Source organism: Hydrogenophilus islandicus (genome assembly GCF_054657095.1).
Genome location: NZ_BAAHXE010000043.1, coordinates 1 through 15,762 on the forward strand (window position 1 = coordinate 1; position 15,762 = coordinate 15,762).

Annotated in this window: 13 protein-coding genes; 10 read left to right on the plus strand and 3 right to left on the minus strand. The window is 66.0% G+C overall.

What is annotated here, in order from left to right:
• The 6 genes from ACYQ6T_RS09920 to ACYQ6T_RS09945 all read left to right on the plus strand — a co-directional run.
• On the plus strand, positions 1-1,062 hold a 1,062-nt coding region (locus ACYQ6T_RS09920), incomplete at its 5' end, for an NCS2 family permease (RefSeq protein ID WP_459830444.1).
• Positions 1,063-1,065: 3 nt separating this feature from the next.
• Positions 1,066-1,623, plus strand: a complete 558-nt coding sequence (locus ACYQ6T_RS09925) for an adenine phosphoribosyltransferase (RefSeq protein ID WP_459830445.1) — start codon at positions 1,066-1,068, stop codon at positions 1,621-1,623.
• A 13-nt stretch (positions 1,624-1,636) separates the two neighbouring features.
• Positions 1,637-3,112 (plus strand): high affinity choline transporter 1, encoded by a 1,476-nt coding sequence (locus ACYQ6T_RS09930; protein ID WP_459830446.1) that lies wholly within the window; start codon positions 1,637-1,639, stop codon positions 3,110-3,112.
• Positions 3,113-3,116: 4 nt separating this feature from the next.
• Complete coding sequence (gene alr / locus ACYQ6T_RS09935) at positions 3,117-4,217, plus strand: alanine racemase (RefSeq protein WP_459830458.1); 1,101 nt, start codon at positions 3,117-3,119, stop codon at positions 4,215-4,217.
• Positions 4,218-4,281: 64 nt separating this feature from the next.
• The gene (thiC, locus tag ACYQ6T_RS09940) at positions 4,282-6,207 is read left to right on the plus strand and encodes a phosphomethylpyrimidine synthase ThiC (protein ID WP_459830447.1); all 1,926 of its coding nucleotides are present in this window, start codon (positions 4,282-4,284) and stop codon (positions 6,205-6,207) included.
• Positions 6,204-7,805 carry a RecQ family ATP-dependent DNA helicase gene (locus tag ACYQ6T_RS09945; RefSeq protein WP_459830448.1) on the plus strand — a complete coding sequence of 534 codons (1,602 nt, stop codon included), beginning with the start codon at positions 6,204-6,206 and terminating at the stop codon, positions 7,803-7,805. The genes thiC and ACYQ6T_RS09945 overlap by 4 nt, the downstream gene beginning before the upstream one ends.
• A gap of 51 nt (positions 7,806-7,856) precedes the next feature.
• Here the strand turns inward: ACYQ6T_RS09945 and ACYQ6T_RS09950 are convergent, their stop codons facing one another.
• Positions 7,857-9,479 carry a surface-adhesin E family protein gene (locus ACYQ6T_RS09950; RefSeq protein ID WP_459830449.1) on the minus strand — a complete coding sequence of 541 codons (1,623 nt, stop codon included), beginning with the start codon at positions 9,477-9,479 and terminating at the stop codon, positions 7,857-7,859.
• 100 nt (positions 9,480-9,579) lie between these two features.
• Here ACYQ6T_RS09950 and ACYQ6T_RS09955 point away from each other — a divergent pair, with 100 nt between their 5' ends.
• Genes ACYQ6T_RS09955 through aroE form a run of 4 tightly spaced genes read left to right on the plus strand, consistent with a single transcriptional unit; the run spans position 9,580 to position 13,845 of the window.
• Entirely contained in the window at positions 9,580-10,101 is a 522-nt protein-coding gene (locus tag ACYQ6T_RS09955; RefSeq protein ID WP_459830451.1) for a DUF2478 domain-containing protein, read from the plus strand.
• 27 nt (positions 10,102-10,128) lie between these two features.
• A complete protein-coding gene (locus ACYQ6T_RS09960; RefSeq protein WP_459830452.1) occupies positions 10,129-11,991 on the plus strand; it encodes a ribonuclease catalytic domain-containing protein in 1,863 nt (620 codons plus the stop codon).
• The gene (locus ACYQ6T_RS09965; protein WP_459830453.1) at positions 11,988-12,920 is read left to right on the plus strand and encodes an energy transducer TonB; all 933 of its coding nucleotides are present in this window, start codon (positions 11,988-11,990) and stop codon (positions 12,918-12,920) included. The genes ACYQ6T_RS09960 and ACYQ6T_RS09965 overlap by 4 nt, the downstream gene beginning before the upstream one ends.
• Positions 12,921-12,942: 22 nt before the next feature.
• Positions 12,943-13,845 (plus strand): shikimate dehydrogenase, encoded by a 903-nt coding sequence (gene aroE, locus ACYQ6T_RS09970; RefSeq protein WP_459830454.1) that lies wholly within the window; start codon positions 12,943-12,945, stop codon positions 13,843-13,845.
• Here the strand turns inward: aroE and hemL are convergent.
• The gene (hemL, locus tag ACYQ6T_RS09975) at positions 13,795-15,081 is read right to left on the minus strand and encodes a glutamate-1-semialdehyde 2,1-aminomutase (RefSeq protein ID WP_459830456.1); all 1,287 of its coding nucleotides are present in this window, start codon (positions 15,079-15,081) and stop codon (positions 13,795-13,797) included. The two genes, aroE and hemL, sit on opposite strands and share 51 nt — an antisense overlap.
• Positions 15,068-15,760, minus strand: a complete 693-nt coding sequence (locus ACYQ6T_RS09980) for a thiamine phosphate synthase (RefSeq protein WP_459830457.1) — start codon at positions 15,758-15,760, stop codon at positions 15,068-15,070. The genes hemL and ACYQ6T_RS09980 overlap by 14 nt, the downstream gene beginning before the upstream one ends.
• Positions 15,761-15,762 lie beyond the last annotated feature (2 nt).

Below are 15,762 nucleotides of genomic sequence, written 5' to 3' on the forward strand. Positions count from 1 at the left end.
CCCGGGATGGGACTCAACGCCTACTTTGCCTTTGTCGTTGTCGGTACGATGGGATTTACCTGGCAGCAGGCGCTGGGAGCTGTCTTTATTTCGGGGGTGCTCTTTGTTCTGGTGTCGCTCTTTCGCATCCGCGAGTGGGTCATCAACTCCATCCCGAAGAGCCTGAAATATGCGATCTCCGCCGGCATCGGCCTCTTTCTCGCCATCATCGGCCTCAAAAATGCCGGAGTGGTCGTCGCCCATCCGGCAACCTTGGTGACACTGGGTAACCTCCACCAGACTCCTGTGCTTCTTGCCTGCCTCGGCTTCCTGGTGATTCTCGCCCTTGAAGCGCGGCAGGTGAAAGGGGCGATTCTGATCGGGATTTTGGCGATCACCTTCCTTTCGGTAGTACTCGGCTTGACGCCCTTTCAAGGGGTCGTCGCACCGCCGCCGTCGCTTGCGCCGACTTTTCTTGCGATGGATATCCCGGGAGCGCTGCACGTTGGCCTCCTGTCCGTGGTGATGACCTTTTTCCTGGTCGAACTCTTCGACGCTTCGGGTACGTTGATCGGGGTGGCCCACCGCGCCGGGCTCCTCACCGCCGACGGGAAGCTACCGCGGATGGAGCGGGCGCTTTTGGCTGACTCCACGGCAATCGTCGTCGGTGCTGCACTCGGTACCTCCTCGACCACGGCGTACATCGAATCGGCAGCAGGAACGGCGGTGGGCGGCCGCACGGGGCTCACGGCGATCGTCGTCGCGGTACTCTTTCTCCTTGCGCTCCTCTTCTCACCCTTGGCGGCGATGGTCCCCCCCTACGCGACGGCGCCGGCGCTCCTCTACGTCGCGATCCTGATGGCGCGCGGCCTTGCCGAAGTGGACTGGAATGACCTCACCGAATCGGCTCCGGCGGCGGTGACCGCACTCACGATGCCCTTTACCTTCTCGATCGCCCATGGCATCGCATTCGGATTTATCACCTACGCGGCGCTGAAGATCTTGAGCGGCCGAGCGAAGGAGCTCCCTGTAGCCGTTGTTGTGATCGCCGCGCTCTTTTTCGTCAAGTTCGCGCTCTGGTAGGAGATGGCTATGTCCTTGCTCCCCCCACCACTCCCCGATCCTGCGCCGCTGATCGCGCGAATCCGCGCAATTCCCGACTGGCCCAAACCGGGGGTCGTTTTTCGCGATATCACGCCGCTCCTCCTCGACCCCCAGGCGTTTCGTCTCCTCGTCGAGTGTTTCGTGATCCGGTACATGAAGGCGCGAATCGATCGTATCGCCGGTATCGACGCCCGCGGCTTCATCATCGGCAGTGTCGTCGCGCATCAACTCAACGCCGGTTTTATCCCGATCCGGAAAGCAGGAAAACTCCCTTGGACGACCCTGCGCGAACGCTACACTCTGGAGTACGGCGAATCGGAGATCGAGATCCACACCGACGCGATCGACCCGAACGACCGGGTGCTGCTGATCGACGACCTGATCGCCACCGGGGGTACGATGCTCGCTGCCGCCCGCCTCCTCTCCCGCCTGGGGGCCACGGTGGTGGAGACCGCAGCAATCATCGATCTTCCTGCGCTCGGCGGCAGCGCACGGCTGCGCGAAGCCGGTTTTTCTGTCCACACCCTGTGCGCTTTTTGATCGGGAGGCTCCGATGCTCCTTGCCTTTGTCGTCCTCTATCTGCTGATTTCGGTCGCTGTTGGCCTCTGGGCGGCAACACGGGTCCACAACGCGCGCGACTACTTCGTCGCTGGCCGCAACCTCCCCTTTGTCGTCGTGCTCGCGATGGTCTTTGCCACCTGGTTCGGTTCGGAGACGGTGCTCGGGATCAGCGCGACCTTCCTCGAAAAGGGGCTGGTGGGGCTCGCGTCTGACCCGCTCGGCGCCTCGCTCTGTCTTGTCCTCTTTGGCCTCATCTTCGCTCGGCCGCTTTACCGGATGAATCTCCTGACGCTTGGCGACTTCTTTCGCCGCCGCTTCAGCCCCACGGTCGAGATCATCCTCTCGCTCTGTATCGTCATCTCCTACCTCGGGTGGGTCGGCGCCCAATTCACCGCGCTCGGCGTCGTCTTCAACGTCCTCTCCGACGGGGCGATTGCGCAAAGCACCGGTGTGTTGATCGGCGCGGGGGTGGTGCTCCTCTACACCGTCTTTGGCGGGATGTGGTCGGTCGCCTGGACCACCTTCATCCAGATGATTCTGATCGTCGTGGGGCTATTGCTCGTCGCCTTCTACGCGGGCGAAAAAGCCGGAGGATTCACCGCGGTCATCGAACACGCCCACGCCGCGGGGAAACTCGAGTGGTTCCCTCCGCGCTCCGACCCCCAGGCGGTCTTGGGATGGATCGCGGCGCTGGTCACGATGGCGCTCGGATCGATTCCGCAACAGGACGTCTTTCAGCGCGTCAATAGCTCGAAAAATGAGTTTGTCGCGGTGTGGGGGACGACGCTCGGCGGCGTCGCCTATTTCCTTTTTGCCGCCGTTCCGCTCTTCATCGCCTACAGCGCGACGATCATCGACCCTGAAACCACGGCGCGGCTCCTCAAAGAGGACGCCCAGTTGATCCTGCCGACGCTGGTGACCGTCGAGATGCCGCTCTGGCTGCAGATCGTCTTCTTCGGCGCGCTCCTGGCGGTGATCATGAGCACGGCAAGCGGTACGCTCCTTGCCCCGTCGGTGACATTTACCGAAAACGTTGTCAAAAGCCTCGCGCCGGGGATGAGCGACCGCAAGCTCTTGACCGCGACCCGCTGGACGGTGGTCGGTTTTGCGCTCCTCGTCACCCTCTACGCCCTCTCGACCAACGATTCGATCCACAAGATGGTCGAAAACGCCTACCGGGTGACGCTCGCCGGGGCGTTCGTCCCGCTCCTTTTCGGCGTCTTCTGGCGGCGGGCGACCAACTTTGGCGCGATGATGGCGATCATCGCCGGGCTCGGGATCTGGCTCTTCGCTACCTTTGCGCTCCCCGAGATGGTGGTCGAACCGCAGGTGATCGGGATGGTTGCTGCGGCGGTAGCGATGGTTTTGGGCAGCCTCTTTGGGCCGAAAAGCCCGCGTGAACCTGAGATCGCCCATCGCCCGCACCCCCATCGGTCGGCTGCGGCAACCCACCACGTCAGCTACTGACCCGATGCGCCCGGCACGCGCGACGGTCGATCTTGCGGCGCTGATTGCCAACTACCGCTGGCTGCAAGCGCAGGGGAAGCCGGGGCGGACGCTGGCTGTCGTCAAAGCGAACGCCTACGGCCACGGTGCGATTCCTTGCGCTCAGGCCCTCGCTCCGTTTGCCGATGGCTGTGCCGTGGCGTTCCTCGACGAGGCGGTGGCGCTTCGCGATGCCGGGATCACCGCACCAATTCTGCTGCTGGAAGGGTGTCTCACCGCCGACGAGTATGCCGAGGTTGCGCACCACCGTCTCTGGAGTGTTCTGCACGGCGACCACCAACTCGCGTGGCTCGAAGCGGCGCACCAACGCGGCACACCGTCGCCAGAACAGCTGTGGATCAAAGTCGACAGCGGCATGCACCGGCTCGGTTTCGCCCCCGAGGCGCTCGCAAGGGTGGTCGAGCGACTCGTGAGAATCGACTATCCCCCCGAACGGATCGTCTGGATGACCCACCTCGCGTGCGCCGACGAACCTGGCCACCCGCACACCCGAGCGCAGATTGCCGCCTTTCGCCACGCGATCGCAACGCTGCCTGAGCCCTTCCGCTCGCGCCCCGTGAGTGTTGCCAACTCCGCCGCGCTGATCGCATGGCCCGAGGCGCAAGGGGTGTGGGCCCGCCCCGGGATTGCGCTTTACGGCGCAAACCCTTTCGCCCATTTGCCCAAACCTGTGGCGCTCCGCCCGGTGATGACGCTCACCTCGGCGCTCATCGCCACCCGCTGGATCGACGCAGGAGAAGCGGTCGGCTACGGCGCAGCGTTTGTCGCCCCCCGCCGCAGCCGGATCGGGGTCGTCGCGCTCGGCTACGGGGACGGCTACCCTCGGAGCGCCCCCACAGGGACGCCGGTTGCGGTGGCGGGTTACCGCACGCGCCTCGTCGGCCGCGTCTCGATGGATCTCCTCACGGTCGATCTCACCGATCTCCCCGAATCGGTCGGTCTCGGCGCGTCCGTGGAACTCTGGGGCGCGCAGATCGCCGTCGACGAAGTCGCGAAAGCAGCGGGGACGATCGGCTATGAGCTCCTCTGCCACCTGCGGCGGGTTCCGCTCTGTTACGTCTCCTAGACCTTGCGCCAAACCCGCGGTTGCGCTAACGTAACAGCTTCTTTGACCACAATGGAGTGGCGCGATGAACGCACCCTTTGACGCACGCCTGGCGCGGCCCGACGCGGCCGCAGTCCAGCCCTTCCCCAACAGCCGCAAGATTTACCTCACCGGTTCCCGCCCCGATCTCCGCGTCCCGATGCGCGAGATCACCCAGTCGCCGACGTTGCTCCCCGGTGGCGGCGTCGAGCCCAACCCACCCATCTTCGTCTACGACACCTCCGGCCCCTACACCGACCCGGACGCGAAGATCGACATCCGGCAGGGGTTGCCGCCCTTGCGCGCGCGCTGGATCGAGGAGCGCGGCGACACCGAACCCCTGCCCGCTCCCTCGAGCGCCTATGGCCGCGAGCGGCTCCTCGACCCCGCCACCGAGAACCTCCGTTTCCCGGGGCTCACCCGCACGCCGCGGCGCGCAAAGCCGGGGTGCAACGTCACCCAGATGCACTACGCCCGACGCGGCATCATCACACCCGAGATGGAGTTCGTCGCGATCCGCGAAAACCTCAACCGCAAGGCCTACCTGGAGGCGCTCCGCGAGGCCGGCCCTGTTGGTCAGCAATGGGCGAAGCGGCTCCTACGCCAGCATCGCGGGCAGGGGTTCGGCGCGACGATCCCTGAGGAGATCACCCCCGAGTTCGTCCGGCAAGAGGTCGCCGCCGGCCGCGCGATCATTCCCGCCAACATCAACCACCCCGAGTCGGAGCCGATGATCATTGGCCGCAACTTCCTCGTGAAGATCAACGCCAACATCGGCAACTCAGCGCTCGCCTCCGACATCCAGACCGAAGTCGACAAGATGACCTGGGCGATCCGCTGGGGGGCCGACACCGTGATGGACCTCTCGACCGGCAAACACATCCACGAGACCCGCGAGTGGATCGTCCGCAACAGCCCTGTGCCAATCGGCACCGTGCCGATCTACCAGGCGCTCGAGAAGGTGGACGGTAAAGCCGAAGAGCTCACCTGGGAGATTTTCCGCGACACGCTGATCGAACAGGCGGAGCAAGGGGTTGACTACTTCACCATCCACGCGGGGGTGCTGCTGCGCTACATTCCGCTCACCGCCGAACGGCTCACCGGGATCGTCAGCCGAGGCGGTTCGATCATGGCGAAGTGGTGCCTTGCCCACCATCAGGAGAATTTCCTCTATACCCATTTCGAAGAGATCTGCGAGATCATGAAGGCGTACGACGTCGCCTTCAGCCTCGGCGACGGGCTGCGCCCCGGCTCGATCTATGACGCGAACGACGAAGCGCAACTCGCGGAACTGAAAACCCTCGGGGAGCTCACCGAAATCGCTTGGCGCCACGACGTCCAGGTGATGATCGAGGGGCCGGGCCACGTGCCGATGCAGCTCATCGAAGAGAATGTCGTGAAGGAGCGCGAGTGGTGCCACGACGCCCCCTTCTACACCCTGGGGCCGCTCGTCACCGACATCTCGCCGGGGTATGATCACCTCGCGAGCGCCATTGGTGCGGCGCAGATCGGCTGGTACGGCACCGCGATGCTCTGCTACGTCACGCCGAAAGAGCACCTGGGGCTGCCGAACAAGGAGGATGTCAAAGAGGGAATCATCGCCTACAAGATCGCCGCGCACGCTGCCGACCTCGCCAAGGGGCACCCGGGGGCGCAGATTCGCGACAATGCCCTCTCCAAAGCGCGCTTCGAATTCCGCTGGGTTGATCAGTTCAACCTCTCCCTCGACCCCGACAAAGCACGCGAGTTCCACGACGAGACGCTCCCCAAGGAGTCGGCCAAGCTCGCCCACTTCTGCTCGATGTGTGGGCCCCACTTCTGCAGCATGAAGATCACCCAAGAGGTCCGGGCGTTTGCCGAGCAGAAGGGGCTCGACGCCGAAACCGCGCTCCAAGCGGGGATGGAGGCGCAAGCAGAGGCGTTCAAGAAAATGGGGGCTGAGCTCTACATCCCCGCCTCTGATCCTTCGTGACCACAAAGACGCTTCGCTCCCCCGCGTCGCCACAAGCTGAGCAGACGGGCGACGCGGGGCTTGCGACGCGCGCGCGGCAACTGCTGCGCGAGCGCTTTGGCCTGCGCGCCTTCCGGCCGCAGCAAGAGGAGATCGTCTGCCACATCGCCGCGGGCGGCGACGCGCTCGTCCTCATGCCCACGGGGGGTGGGAAATCGCTCTGCTACCAGCTGCCGGCGCTGATGCGCGAAGGGCTCGCGGTGGTCTTCTCCCCCCTGATCGCGCTCATGGACGACCAGGTGCAGTCGCTCACCGCGCGCGGGATCCCTGCAGCGGCGCTCCACTCGGGGCACGACGAAACTGAGCAGGACGGCGTGCTCGATGCGGCGTTCACGGGCAGAATCAAGCTCCTTTTCGTCGCTCCGGAGCGGTTGCCGACGCCCCGTTTTATGGCGTTGCTCGACGCCCTCTACCTCGACGGGCGGCTTGCCCTCTTTGCCATCGACGAAGCCCACTGCGTCTGGCAGTGGGGCCACGATTTTCGCCCGGAGTATCTCCAGCTCGCCCTCTTACCGCTCCGTTACCCCACGGTGCCACGGGTCGCGCTCACCGCAACCGCCGACAAGGCCGCGCGCGACGAGATCGTCGCCCGGCTAGCGCTTCATCGCGCCCGCCTCTTTCTCTCGAGCTTCGACCGAACCAACCTCTTCTACGCGATGCGCCAGAGGAGCGGCGACGGCAAACGGCAGCTCCTTGCGGCGATGCGCAAGCGGCCACTCGACGGGAGCACCATCGTCTATTGCGGCAGTCGAGCAAAGACCGAACGGGTTTCGGCGTGGCTCGCGGCGCACGGCGTTCCTGCACTCGCCTACCACGCGGGGCTCGACGCAACCACGCGCCGCGCACGGCAGCACCAGTTCCTCCACCGTAACGGCTTGGTGATGGTGGCGACGATCGCCTTCGGGATGGGGATCGACAAACCCGACGTCCGTTTTGTCGCCCATCTCGACCTTCCCCGCTCGCTCGAAGGGTACTACCAAGAGACCGGGCGCGCGGGGCGCGACGGTGAGCCGGCCTACGCGCAGCTCTACTGGCGCGGGGAGGATGCCGCCCGCTGGCGCCTCGCCATCGAACAGAACGGGCAGCTCTCCCCGGAGCAGCGCAGCGCCGCCCACGCGCGGTTGGACGCGCTGGCAGCGGTGATCCTCGCGCACAGCTGCCGTCGCCAACCGTTACTCGCCTACTTCGGCGAGACGATCGGCCCATGCGGCCGCTGCGACCACTGCCTCAACCCTCCGCAGCGTTGGGACGCGCGCGAAGCAGCCCAGATGGCCCTCTCGGCCGTCTACCGCACCGGTCAGCGGCACGGCGCCAACACCCTCATCGACGTTCTGCGGGGCAATGCAACGAGCCGCGTTGTCTCCGCCGGGTACGACCGTTTGCAACTCTTTGGCATCGGTGTTCGTCTTCCGCGGGAGCGGTGGGAATGGCTCTTCCAGGCGCTGCTGTTGACCGGGGCACTGACGCTCACCGAAAGGGGGGGGTATGCGCTCACCGAACGGTCACGGCCGCTCTTGAAAGGGGAAGCGCCGTGGTGGCTCCCGCTGCCGCAAGCGTAGCGCCGCACCGGTGAGCTGCTGCCCACGAGGGCGTTGCGCCCGCTCCCAACGCTACCGCGCCACCTCGACCACCAGCCTGCCGTGTGCCGGCTGCGGCGGACGGCTGGTTCTCGGGCCGGCGATAAGGGGTGCGACGACCGACCCTTCAGCTTCACTGCCGTTGCGGTAGACGAGCCACACCACCCCCTCGCGGCAGGGCGGCCACGGCTCTGACCCCTCATAGAGCGTGAACGAATCATCGACCGGAAGAAGCGATCGCCAATCCCACCAGATCCGGACCCCTTTGCCGCCGCTTTTTACCCATTCGGCGAGCACAGCGAGCTCAGGCGCCGTGCGCTCTCCTTGGGCCACAGGGAGTTCGACGAGGAGCCGCTCCCCCTCGGCGACCCAGGTGAGCAGCCACGAACCAACCCAACTCCCCCCGGGGCGCCCCGGATGAAGAACGGGGTGGTGCCACGATGCGCGCTCGAGCTGCCAGAGCCGCCCCCGCCACAAGAGCGTTTGCGCTGCGGTTGGGGTGAGGACAATTTCGCCGCGGGGCGTGCGCTCGACCCAATACCAAGCAGGGTGAACCCGCCACTGCGGGAAATCGATCTCCGCAGCGATCGCGCCCGCAAGGGCAATCGGCGCCTGCCGCCGCCCCTCCTTGCAGAGGCGCCACTCCCGACTCATCTGGTGCCACTGATCTGCTCCGCCCGCTCCCTCGTACCGCCACGCCTCGGGGGGAGGGAGCGCGCCTCGTCGCGTGACGGGCGGTGTTTTCGTGCCGCTGGGTGAGGATTTGGGCGCGGGCAGCTTCGGGGCAGCTGCTGTTGCCGGGGGCGACGGCGGCCTACTCTTTGGGCTCTCACCCGGCGACGGCGTACTCTTTTGACTGGCGGCCTGCGGCGCACTCTTTGGCGCACTCTTATCCTCCGCTTGCCTGGACGGCAGCTGCAGTCGATTCTGGACTTGCGTCTTTTCGGTTGGCGCAGCAGGGGCCGGGGTGGCCGACCCCACCGCAGGCGCAGCCACAGGAGGCACTCCACCGGGTTTCGTCTCTTTCCCTTTGGGCGGCAACAGATTGGGTACTGGCTGGCTGGCAATCTCAGGGGGGAGTTGGCTGGGATCGGCAAGATCGACCCCGATCGGAATCGGGGAAGTTGAGCCTGCACCCGCACCTGCCGCGCCCGCTTGTGGGGTCGCTCCTCCCTTGCGCTCCTCAGCCGCAAGGGGTTCTTTCCCCCCCTTAGGCTCCATCGCGCTTTTGGCCGATTGCAACGCCTGCTCCGCCGCCTGCTTCAACTCCTGAGGGGAAGCCGGTTGGCAGACGGCACGCCACAACCGTTCATCGACACTCCCCTTGACCACCGGAACCGCCTGCTGCTCTGCAACCATCTCTTCGCGAATCGGCAGCTCCTCACGATTGAGATAGACCCGTTTCACCGTGGTGAAGGTCCGCTTCTGGCAATCAAAGCGGTTGAGCGCCCGAATCGCGAAAAAGCCAAGCCGCTCCGCCTCGGCGGGAGTAAAGACCACCCGTCCCCAAGCGACTTTAATCCCCGCTTCAGCCGGCAGAATCGTCTCGGTGTCAACCTGCACCTCCCGCTCGCGGTCTTTGGCGACGGTCACCCACTCGGCGTGCGCGATCGGCAGCCACATGAGCATCGCCACCCCAGCAATGACCCCCCTCATCGAACGCACGCTGCCCCCTTCTTTCCTACGAACCGTCCAGTCCATCTTGCCCCGTATGCAGGATAATATCGGCAACTGGAGAAAAAACTTGAGTCGGGTCATGAAACTTGCCGCCATCGCCTATCGCCGAGGGGAGCATGCCGATACGCTGCTCAAAGAGGTTGTCGCAGAGCTCTCAGCGCGCGGAGTGGTGATCTATGGCACCGTGCAGCACTGGCTTTGTGTCCCCGATGATCCATGCGCGATGGCCCTCGAGATCCTCCCTTCACACCAACGGATCAACCTCGCGCAAGATTTGGGAAAAATGGCGCAGTCGTGCCGCCTCGACCCCGACGCCCTCCTCTTTGCCGCGGCTCAGGTGCGCCAGGCGCTCCTCACGTTACCGCGCCCCGATCTGGTGGTCTTCAGCAAATTTGGCGAACTGGAGGCCCAAGGAAAAGGTTTTCGCGACGAGATCGCCTTGGCGCTGGAAGCTGACGTGCCGGTGCTCACCGCGGTTGCCGACACGTGGCGCGACGCGTGGGCAGAATTTACCGGGGGATGCGGCGAACTCCTCCCTTTCTCCCGTGACGCCGTCCTCTCCTGGTGCCACCGCGCGGGGATCTTGCCGATCGTACGGTAAACTCGCTTTTTTTACTGGCTCGATCTCATGTATCTCCTTTTCGAAGAGGCAGGAACGTTCAAAACCGGCACCCAACTGGGAGGGAGTGACGCCACCGTTCAGGTCGAGATGGCGAGCGGTCGCCGCATCAAGGTCAAGGCGAGCAATATCCTCTTGACCTTCCGAGACCCCGAGCCGGAGCGCCTCTTGCCCGAAGCAGAAGAACTTGTGGCAACGCTCGACCTCGACTTTCTCTGGGAGGTCGCCCCGGAGGAGCCCTTCTCCTTTGAGACGCTCGCCGCAGAGTACTTCGGCAACACCCCCTCGGCGGTGGAACGCGCGGCGATGCTTTTGAAACTCCACAGCGCCCCGATCTACTTCCACCGTAAGGGCAAGGGGCTCTTTCGCAAAGCCCCTCCGGAGATCCTCCAAGCGGCGCTCGCGGGGCTGGAGAAAAAACGGAAACGCCAGGAGCAGATCGACGCGTGGCGCGCAACGCTCCTCTCCGGCCACCTTCCTGAAGAGTGGACGCCGCTCCTCCCGCAGCTCCTCTACGCCCCCGACCGCAACCGGATCGAGACGCAGGCACTCGAAGCCGCAGCCTCTGAGCGCGCCACCACCCCCACCCGCCTTTTGATCGAACTCGGCGCGGTGGCCTCGACCCACGACTACCACTTCGGCCGCTTCGCCCACGAACTGCTCCCCGATGACGCCCCACCCCCCCACTGGGACGAGCAGCTCGCCGCCTCGTGGCCGTCGCTTCCCCAAGCCGACGCGCCTGCCTTTTCGATCGACGACCACACCACGACTGAGATCGACGACGCCTTTTCGCTGCGCCGCCGGGCGAACGGCGGCTGGCGGGTCGGGGTCCATATCGCCGCACCCGCCCTCTCGATCCTCCCCGAGACGCCGCTCGAGGCGTGGGCGCGCGAACGCCTCTCCACCATCTACATGCCGGGACGGAAGATCACGATGCTGCCCGAAAGCGCCATCGCCCCCCATACTCTGGGCGAAAAGCGGTGGGTTCCGGCGCTCTCGCTCTACTTCGACCTGGCGCCGTCGCTGGCGCTCGAGGGGACCGAAACGCGGCTCGAGCAGGTCTATGTCGCCGAGAACCTCCGGCTCAACGCCCTCGAGCCCTTCTTCAACGACGAGCAGTTGCGCGACGGCCTTCCCGAACCGTTTCCGTGGCGCGACGAACTGAAGCTCCTGTGGGACGTCGCCACCGTTTTTGAAGCGGGACGCGGCAAACCCTCGGTGACGAGCGGCATCATTGACTACCTCTTCTATGTCGACTGGGCGGTCGCTACCCCCGACGGACCGGGGTACGTCACGCTCGTCCCGCGGCCCCGCGGCGCACCGCTCGACAAACTGGTGAGCGAGTGGGCGATTGCGACCAACGTGCGCTGGGGAGAGTGGTTGCGCGAACAGGGCGTTGCCGGAATCTACCGCGGCCAACCCCCTGGCGAAAAGGTGCGCATGACGATCCACGCCGAACCGCACGAGGGATTAGGGGTATCCTGTTACCTCTGGGCCACCTCGCCCCTCAGACGCTACGTCGACCTCGTCAACCAACGCCAGCTCCTCGCAACCCTCGGTGTCGGCGAAGCGGCAAGTGGCGACGAACTCGCAGAGGTCATCCCCGCGTTCGAAAGCCGCTACGCCCAGTACCAAGAGTGGCAGCGCCACATGGAGCGCTACTGGGCGCTGCGCTGGCTGCGGCAAGAGGAGCGCACCACCGTCACTGCCACTGTGCAGCGGGAAAACTGGGTCAGGCTCGAGTGTGCGCCGCTTGCCGTCAAAGTGCCGTCGCTTCCGCCCCTCCCCCAAGGGGCGCGGGTTTCGCTTGCCGTGGAAGCGGTTGACCTCGTCGATCTCGAACTCCAGGTGCGCTACCTCGCAACCCTATGACGCTCGCACCCGACGCCCGGTTCACGCGGTTCCTGCTCCTCTCGGGGGTACTCCATGCGCTCCTCTTGTCGCTCACCTTCGTCGCCCCGCCGAAACAGCCCGCGGTGCGGCGCGACGACGCGCTACAGGTGATCCTCGTCAACGCCCGAAACGCCGAGCGTCCGCCGCAGGCGCAGTGGCACGCTCAAACCGACCTCGACGGCGGCGGCGAGAGTACCCAGCCGGCGCTTCCCACCGCGCCGCTGCCCCCCGTCGCAACGGAAGAGGCGAGTGCCCCTCCGGTCGTCGCCCAACGCGCAGCCGCTACCGCACCGGTCGATTCCGCTCAGGAACCCGCCACCCACGACGCCGGTACGCCAACGCCCCCTCAGCTCACCCAACGCCAAGCGCCGCACAAAACGCCGGAGCGCAAACCGTCGCCAAAAGCCCAAAAGCCGGCAGAAGCTGAGCGTCAGCCCCGTCCCGCCGCGGAGCCCACCCCTGAGGTGCGAGGCGTCGATCTCCTCAACGCCGCGGCGACGATCGCGCAGCTTCAGGCGAAGATCGCCGAAGAGACCCGCGCGATCGCCGAGCGGCCGCGCGTCCGCCACATCGGCGTCTCGACCCAATCCCACCCCTACGCGCTCTACCTCGAAGCGTGGCGCCAGAAGGTGGAGCGGGTCGGCACCCTCAACTACCCGAGCGAAGCGCGCGGCAAGATCTACGGCTCGCTGATCCTGCAGGTGGCACTCAACGCCAAGGGGGAGGTGGTCGACACGCAGATCATCCGCTCCTCGGGCCACCCGATCCTCGACGAAGCGGCGAAGAAGATCGTCCGCCTCGCGTCGCCCTTTGCCCGCTTTCCGCCGGAGATCGCGCAGGAGACCGATATCCTGGTGATCACCCGCCGGTGGACCTTTACCCGCAATCAAAAGCTCACCTCCGAGTAACCAAGAAGAGTGAGGAACCTCCATGACCGACCGTTACGCCGTCTTTGGCCACCCGATCAGCCACAGCAAGTCGCCGTGGATCCACCGCGCTTTTGCCGAAGCCACCGGGCAAGCGCTCGACTACACCGCAATCGACGCCCCCCCAGAGACCTTTCCCGACACGGTACGCGCCTTTTTCCGCGCGGGCGGCAAGGGGGCAAACGTCACGGTGCCGCTCAAAGAGGCGGCGTTGGCGTTCGCCGACGAAGCGGCACCCCGCGCCGCCGAGGCCGGTGCCGCCAACACCCTGATTGCGGAGGCAAGCGGCCGCATCCTCGCCGACAATACCGACGGGGTGGGGCTGATCCGCGATTTGACCGAGCGGTGGGGAGTGAGCCTCACCGGCACGCGGATTCTCCTCTTGGGCGCTGGCGGCGCAGCAAAAGGGATCGTCGCACCGCTCATCCGCATGAGCCCCGCGGCGCTCGTCATCGCGAACCGCACCGACCGCCGCGCCGAAGCCCTGGTTGAAGCCTTTTTGCCCCTTGCCCGCCACAACGGCGTGGCGCTCGCGGCGCTTCCGTGGGGACAACTCGCGGATGGCGGAGGAGAAGCCCCGTTTGACCTCGTGATCAACGCGACGAGCGCAAGTCTCAGCGGCAAGCCGCTCCCTCTTTCGTCTTCCCTCTGGAGAGAAGGGGGGTGTGCCTACGACCTGATGTACGGCGCTCACCCCACCCCCTTTCTCACCGCAGCTCAGGCGCTGGGGGCGGCGCGGTGTATCGACGGCCTTGGGATGCTCGTCGAGCAGGCGGCAGAGAGCTTTTGGCTCTGGCGTGGCGTGCGCCCCGCGACTGAGCCGGTCTATCGGGCGCTCAAGGAGCGTCTCGCCCCGTCACCCACGGACGAGCTGCGCGAAGACCTCCCCGGCGGCGGCGAGCGTTGAGGCGATTTCAGCTTCGCCGTGCGCCGCAGAGACAAAACCGGCCTCGAACGCCGACGGCGCAAAGTAGTGGCCGCGCGCCAACATCGCGTGGAAAAAGGCTTTGAACCGCTCGACGTCGCACGCGGTCACCTCGGCGTAGGAGGTCGGCACCTGGGGCGCGAAATAGATCCCGAACATCCCGCCGACGCTGTCGGCTGCAAACGGCACCCGCGCCTCTGCCGCCGCTGCGGTGAGCCCGGCGACGAGCTGCGCCGTTTTCGTTCCGAGGGTCTCGTAGAAACCGGGTTCGCTGATGAGTTCGAGCGCCGCCAACCCGGCGGCGACCGCAACCGGTGACCCCGAAAGGGTCCCCGCCTGGTAGACGGGACCGAGCGGCGCAAGGTGCTCCATCAACGCCCGTTTGCCGCCAAAGGCGGCGAGCGGCATCCCACCCCCGATCACTTTCCCGAGCGTCGTCAAGTCGGGAGTAACCCCCACGAGCCCCTGCACGCCGGTGAGCCCAACGCGAAAACCGGTCATCACCTCGTCGAAGATGAGGACCGCCCCATAGCGGTCGCAGAGGCGGCGCAAGAGCGGCAAAAACTCGGGTGTCGGCCGCACCAGGTTCATGTTGCCCGCAATCGGCTCGACGATCACCGCGGCGATCGCCTCCCCCCGTTCGGCAAAGAGCGCTTCAACCGCCGCGCAGTCGTTGTAGGGGAGAACCACCGTCTGGTGCGCGATCGCTTCGGGTACCCCGGCGGAGCTCGGGTGGCCGAAGGTGAGCGCCCCCGACCCCGCTTTGACGAGGAGACTGTCGGCGTGGCCGTGGTAACACCCCTCGAACTTGACCAGGAGCGGCCGCCCCGTCACCCCGCGGGCGAGGCGAATCGCACTCATCGTCGCTTCCGTGCCGGAGCTCACCAGCCGCACCATCTCGAGCGACGGAAGGAGCGCACAGAGCCGCTCGGCGAATTCGACCTCGCGCGCCGTCGGCGCCCCGAACGAGAGGCCGTCGCCCGCGGCGGCGCGCACCGCAGCGACGATCTTGGGGTGGGCATGGCCGGCGATCGCAGGCCCCCACGAGCCGACATAATCGAGGTAGCGCGCGCCATTCTCGTCCCAAACATAGGGACCTTCAGCGCGGCGGATAAAGCGCGGCGTCCCTCCGACGGCGCGAAAGGCGCGCACCGGCGAATTGACCCCACCCGGAATCACCCGCTGCGCGCGGGCAAACCACTGCTCATTCGCGTCCATTCTCTTCTCCTGCTCTAGGTTCTCTGCTCGTTGCCGCCTCTTGGTAGCGGTCGAAAAGCGCTCGCCACGCCCGAGCCCGCGCGGCAATCGCTGCGACCGTCTCGCGCGCAAAGAGGTCACCGATCACCGCAACCCCTTCGACCCCCAGCGCCAACAGCTCCGGCACCCGCTCGAGCGTCACCCCGCCAATCGCGACGCGCGGAACGCCCAACGTCGCTGTTTCGCGAAAGATCTGCGGCGCAACTTGCCGCGCGTTGGGCTTCGTGCGCGACGGGAAGAGCGCGCCAAATGCGACGTAACTCGCCCCTGCCGCGACCGCCTCGATTGCCCGGGCATGGGAGTCGTAGCAGCTCGCGCCGATCACCACCTGCGGCCCCAACAGCTCGCGCACCTCAGCGACTGCCCGATCGGCTTTCCCCAAGTGCACCCCCGCGCCCAGCGGTTGAGCGAGCTGCCAATCATCGTTGATGATCACGAGCGTCACCCCTTCCTCGTGCGCCCGCGCGACCAGCCACTCGGCTTGCTGCTGCCGCAGCGACCGGTCCGCCGCTTTGTTGCGGTACTGCACCACCTCGGGGCGCGCCGCCAAAACGGCAGCAACGTGCGTGCGCCAGCGGCGATCATCCGAATCATCGGGCGTGATCGCATACCAAAAGGGCTTTGCAATCGGCAGGGGCATTA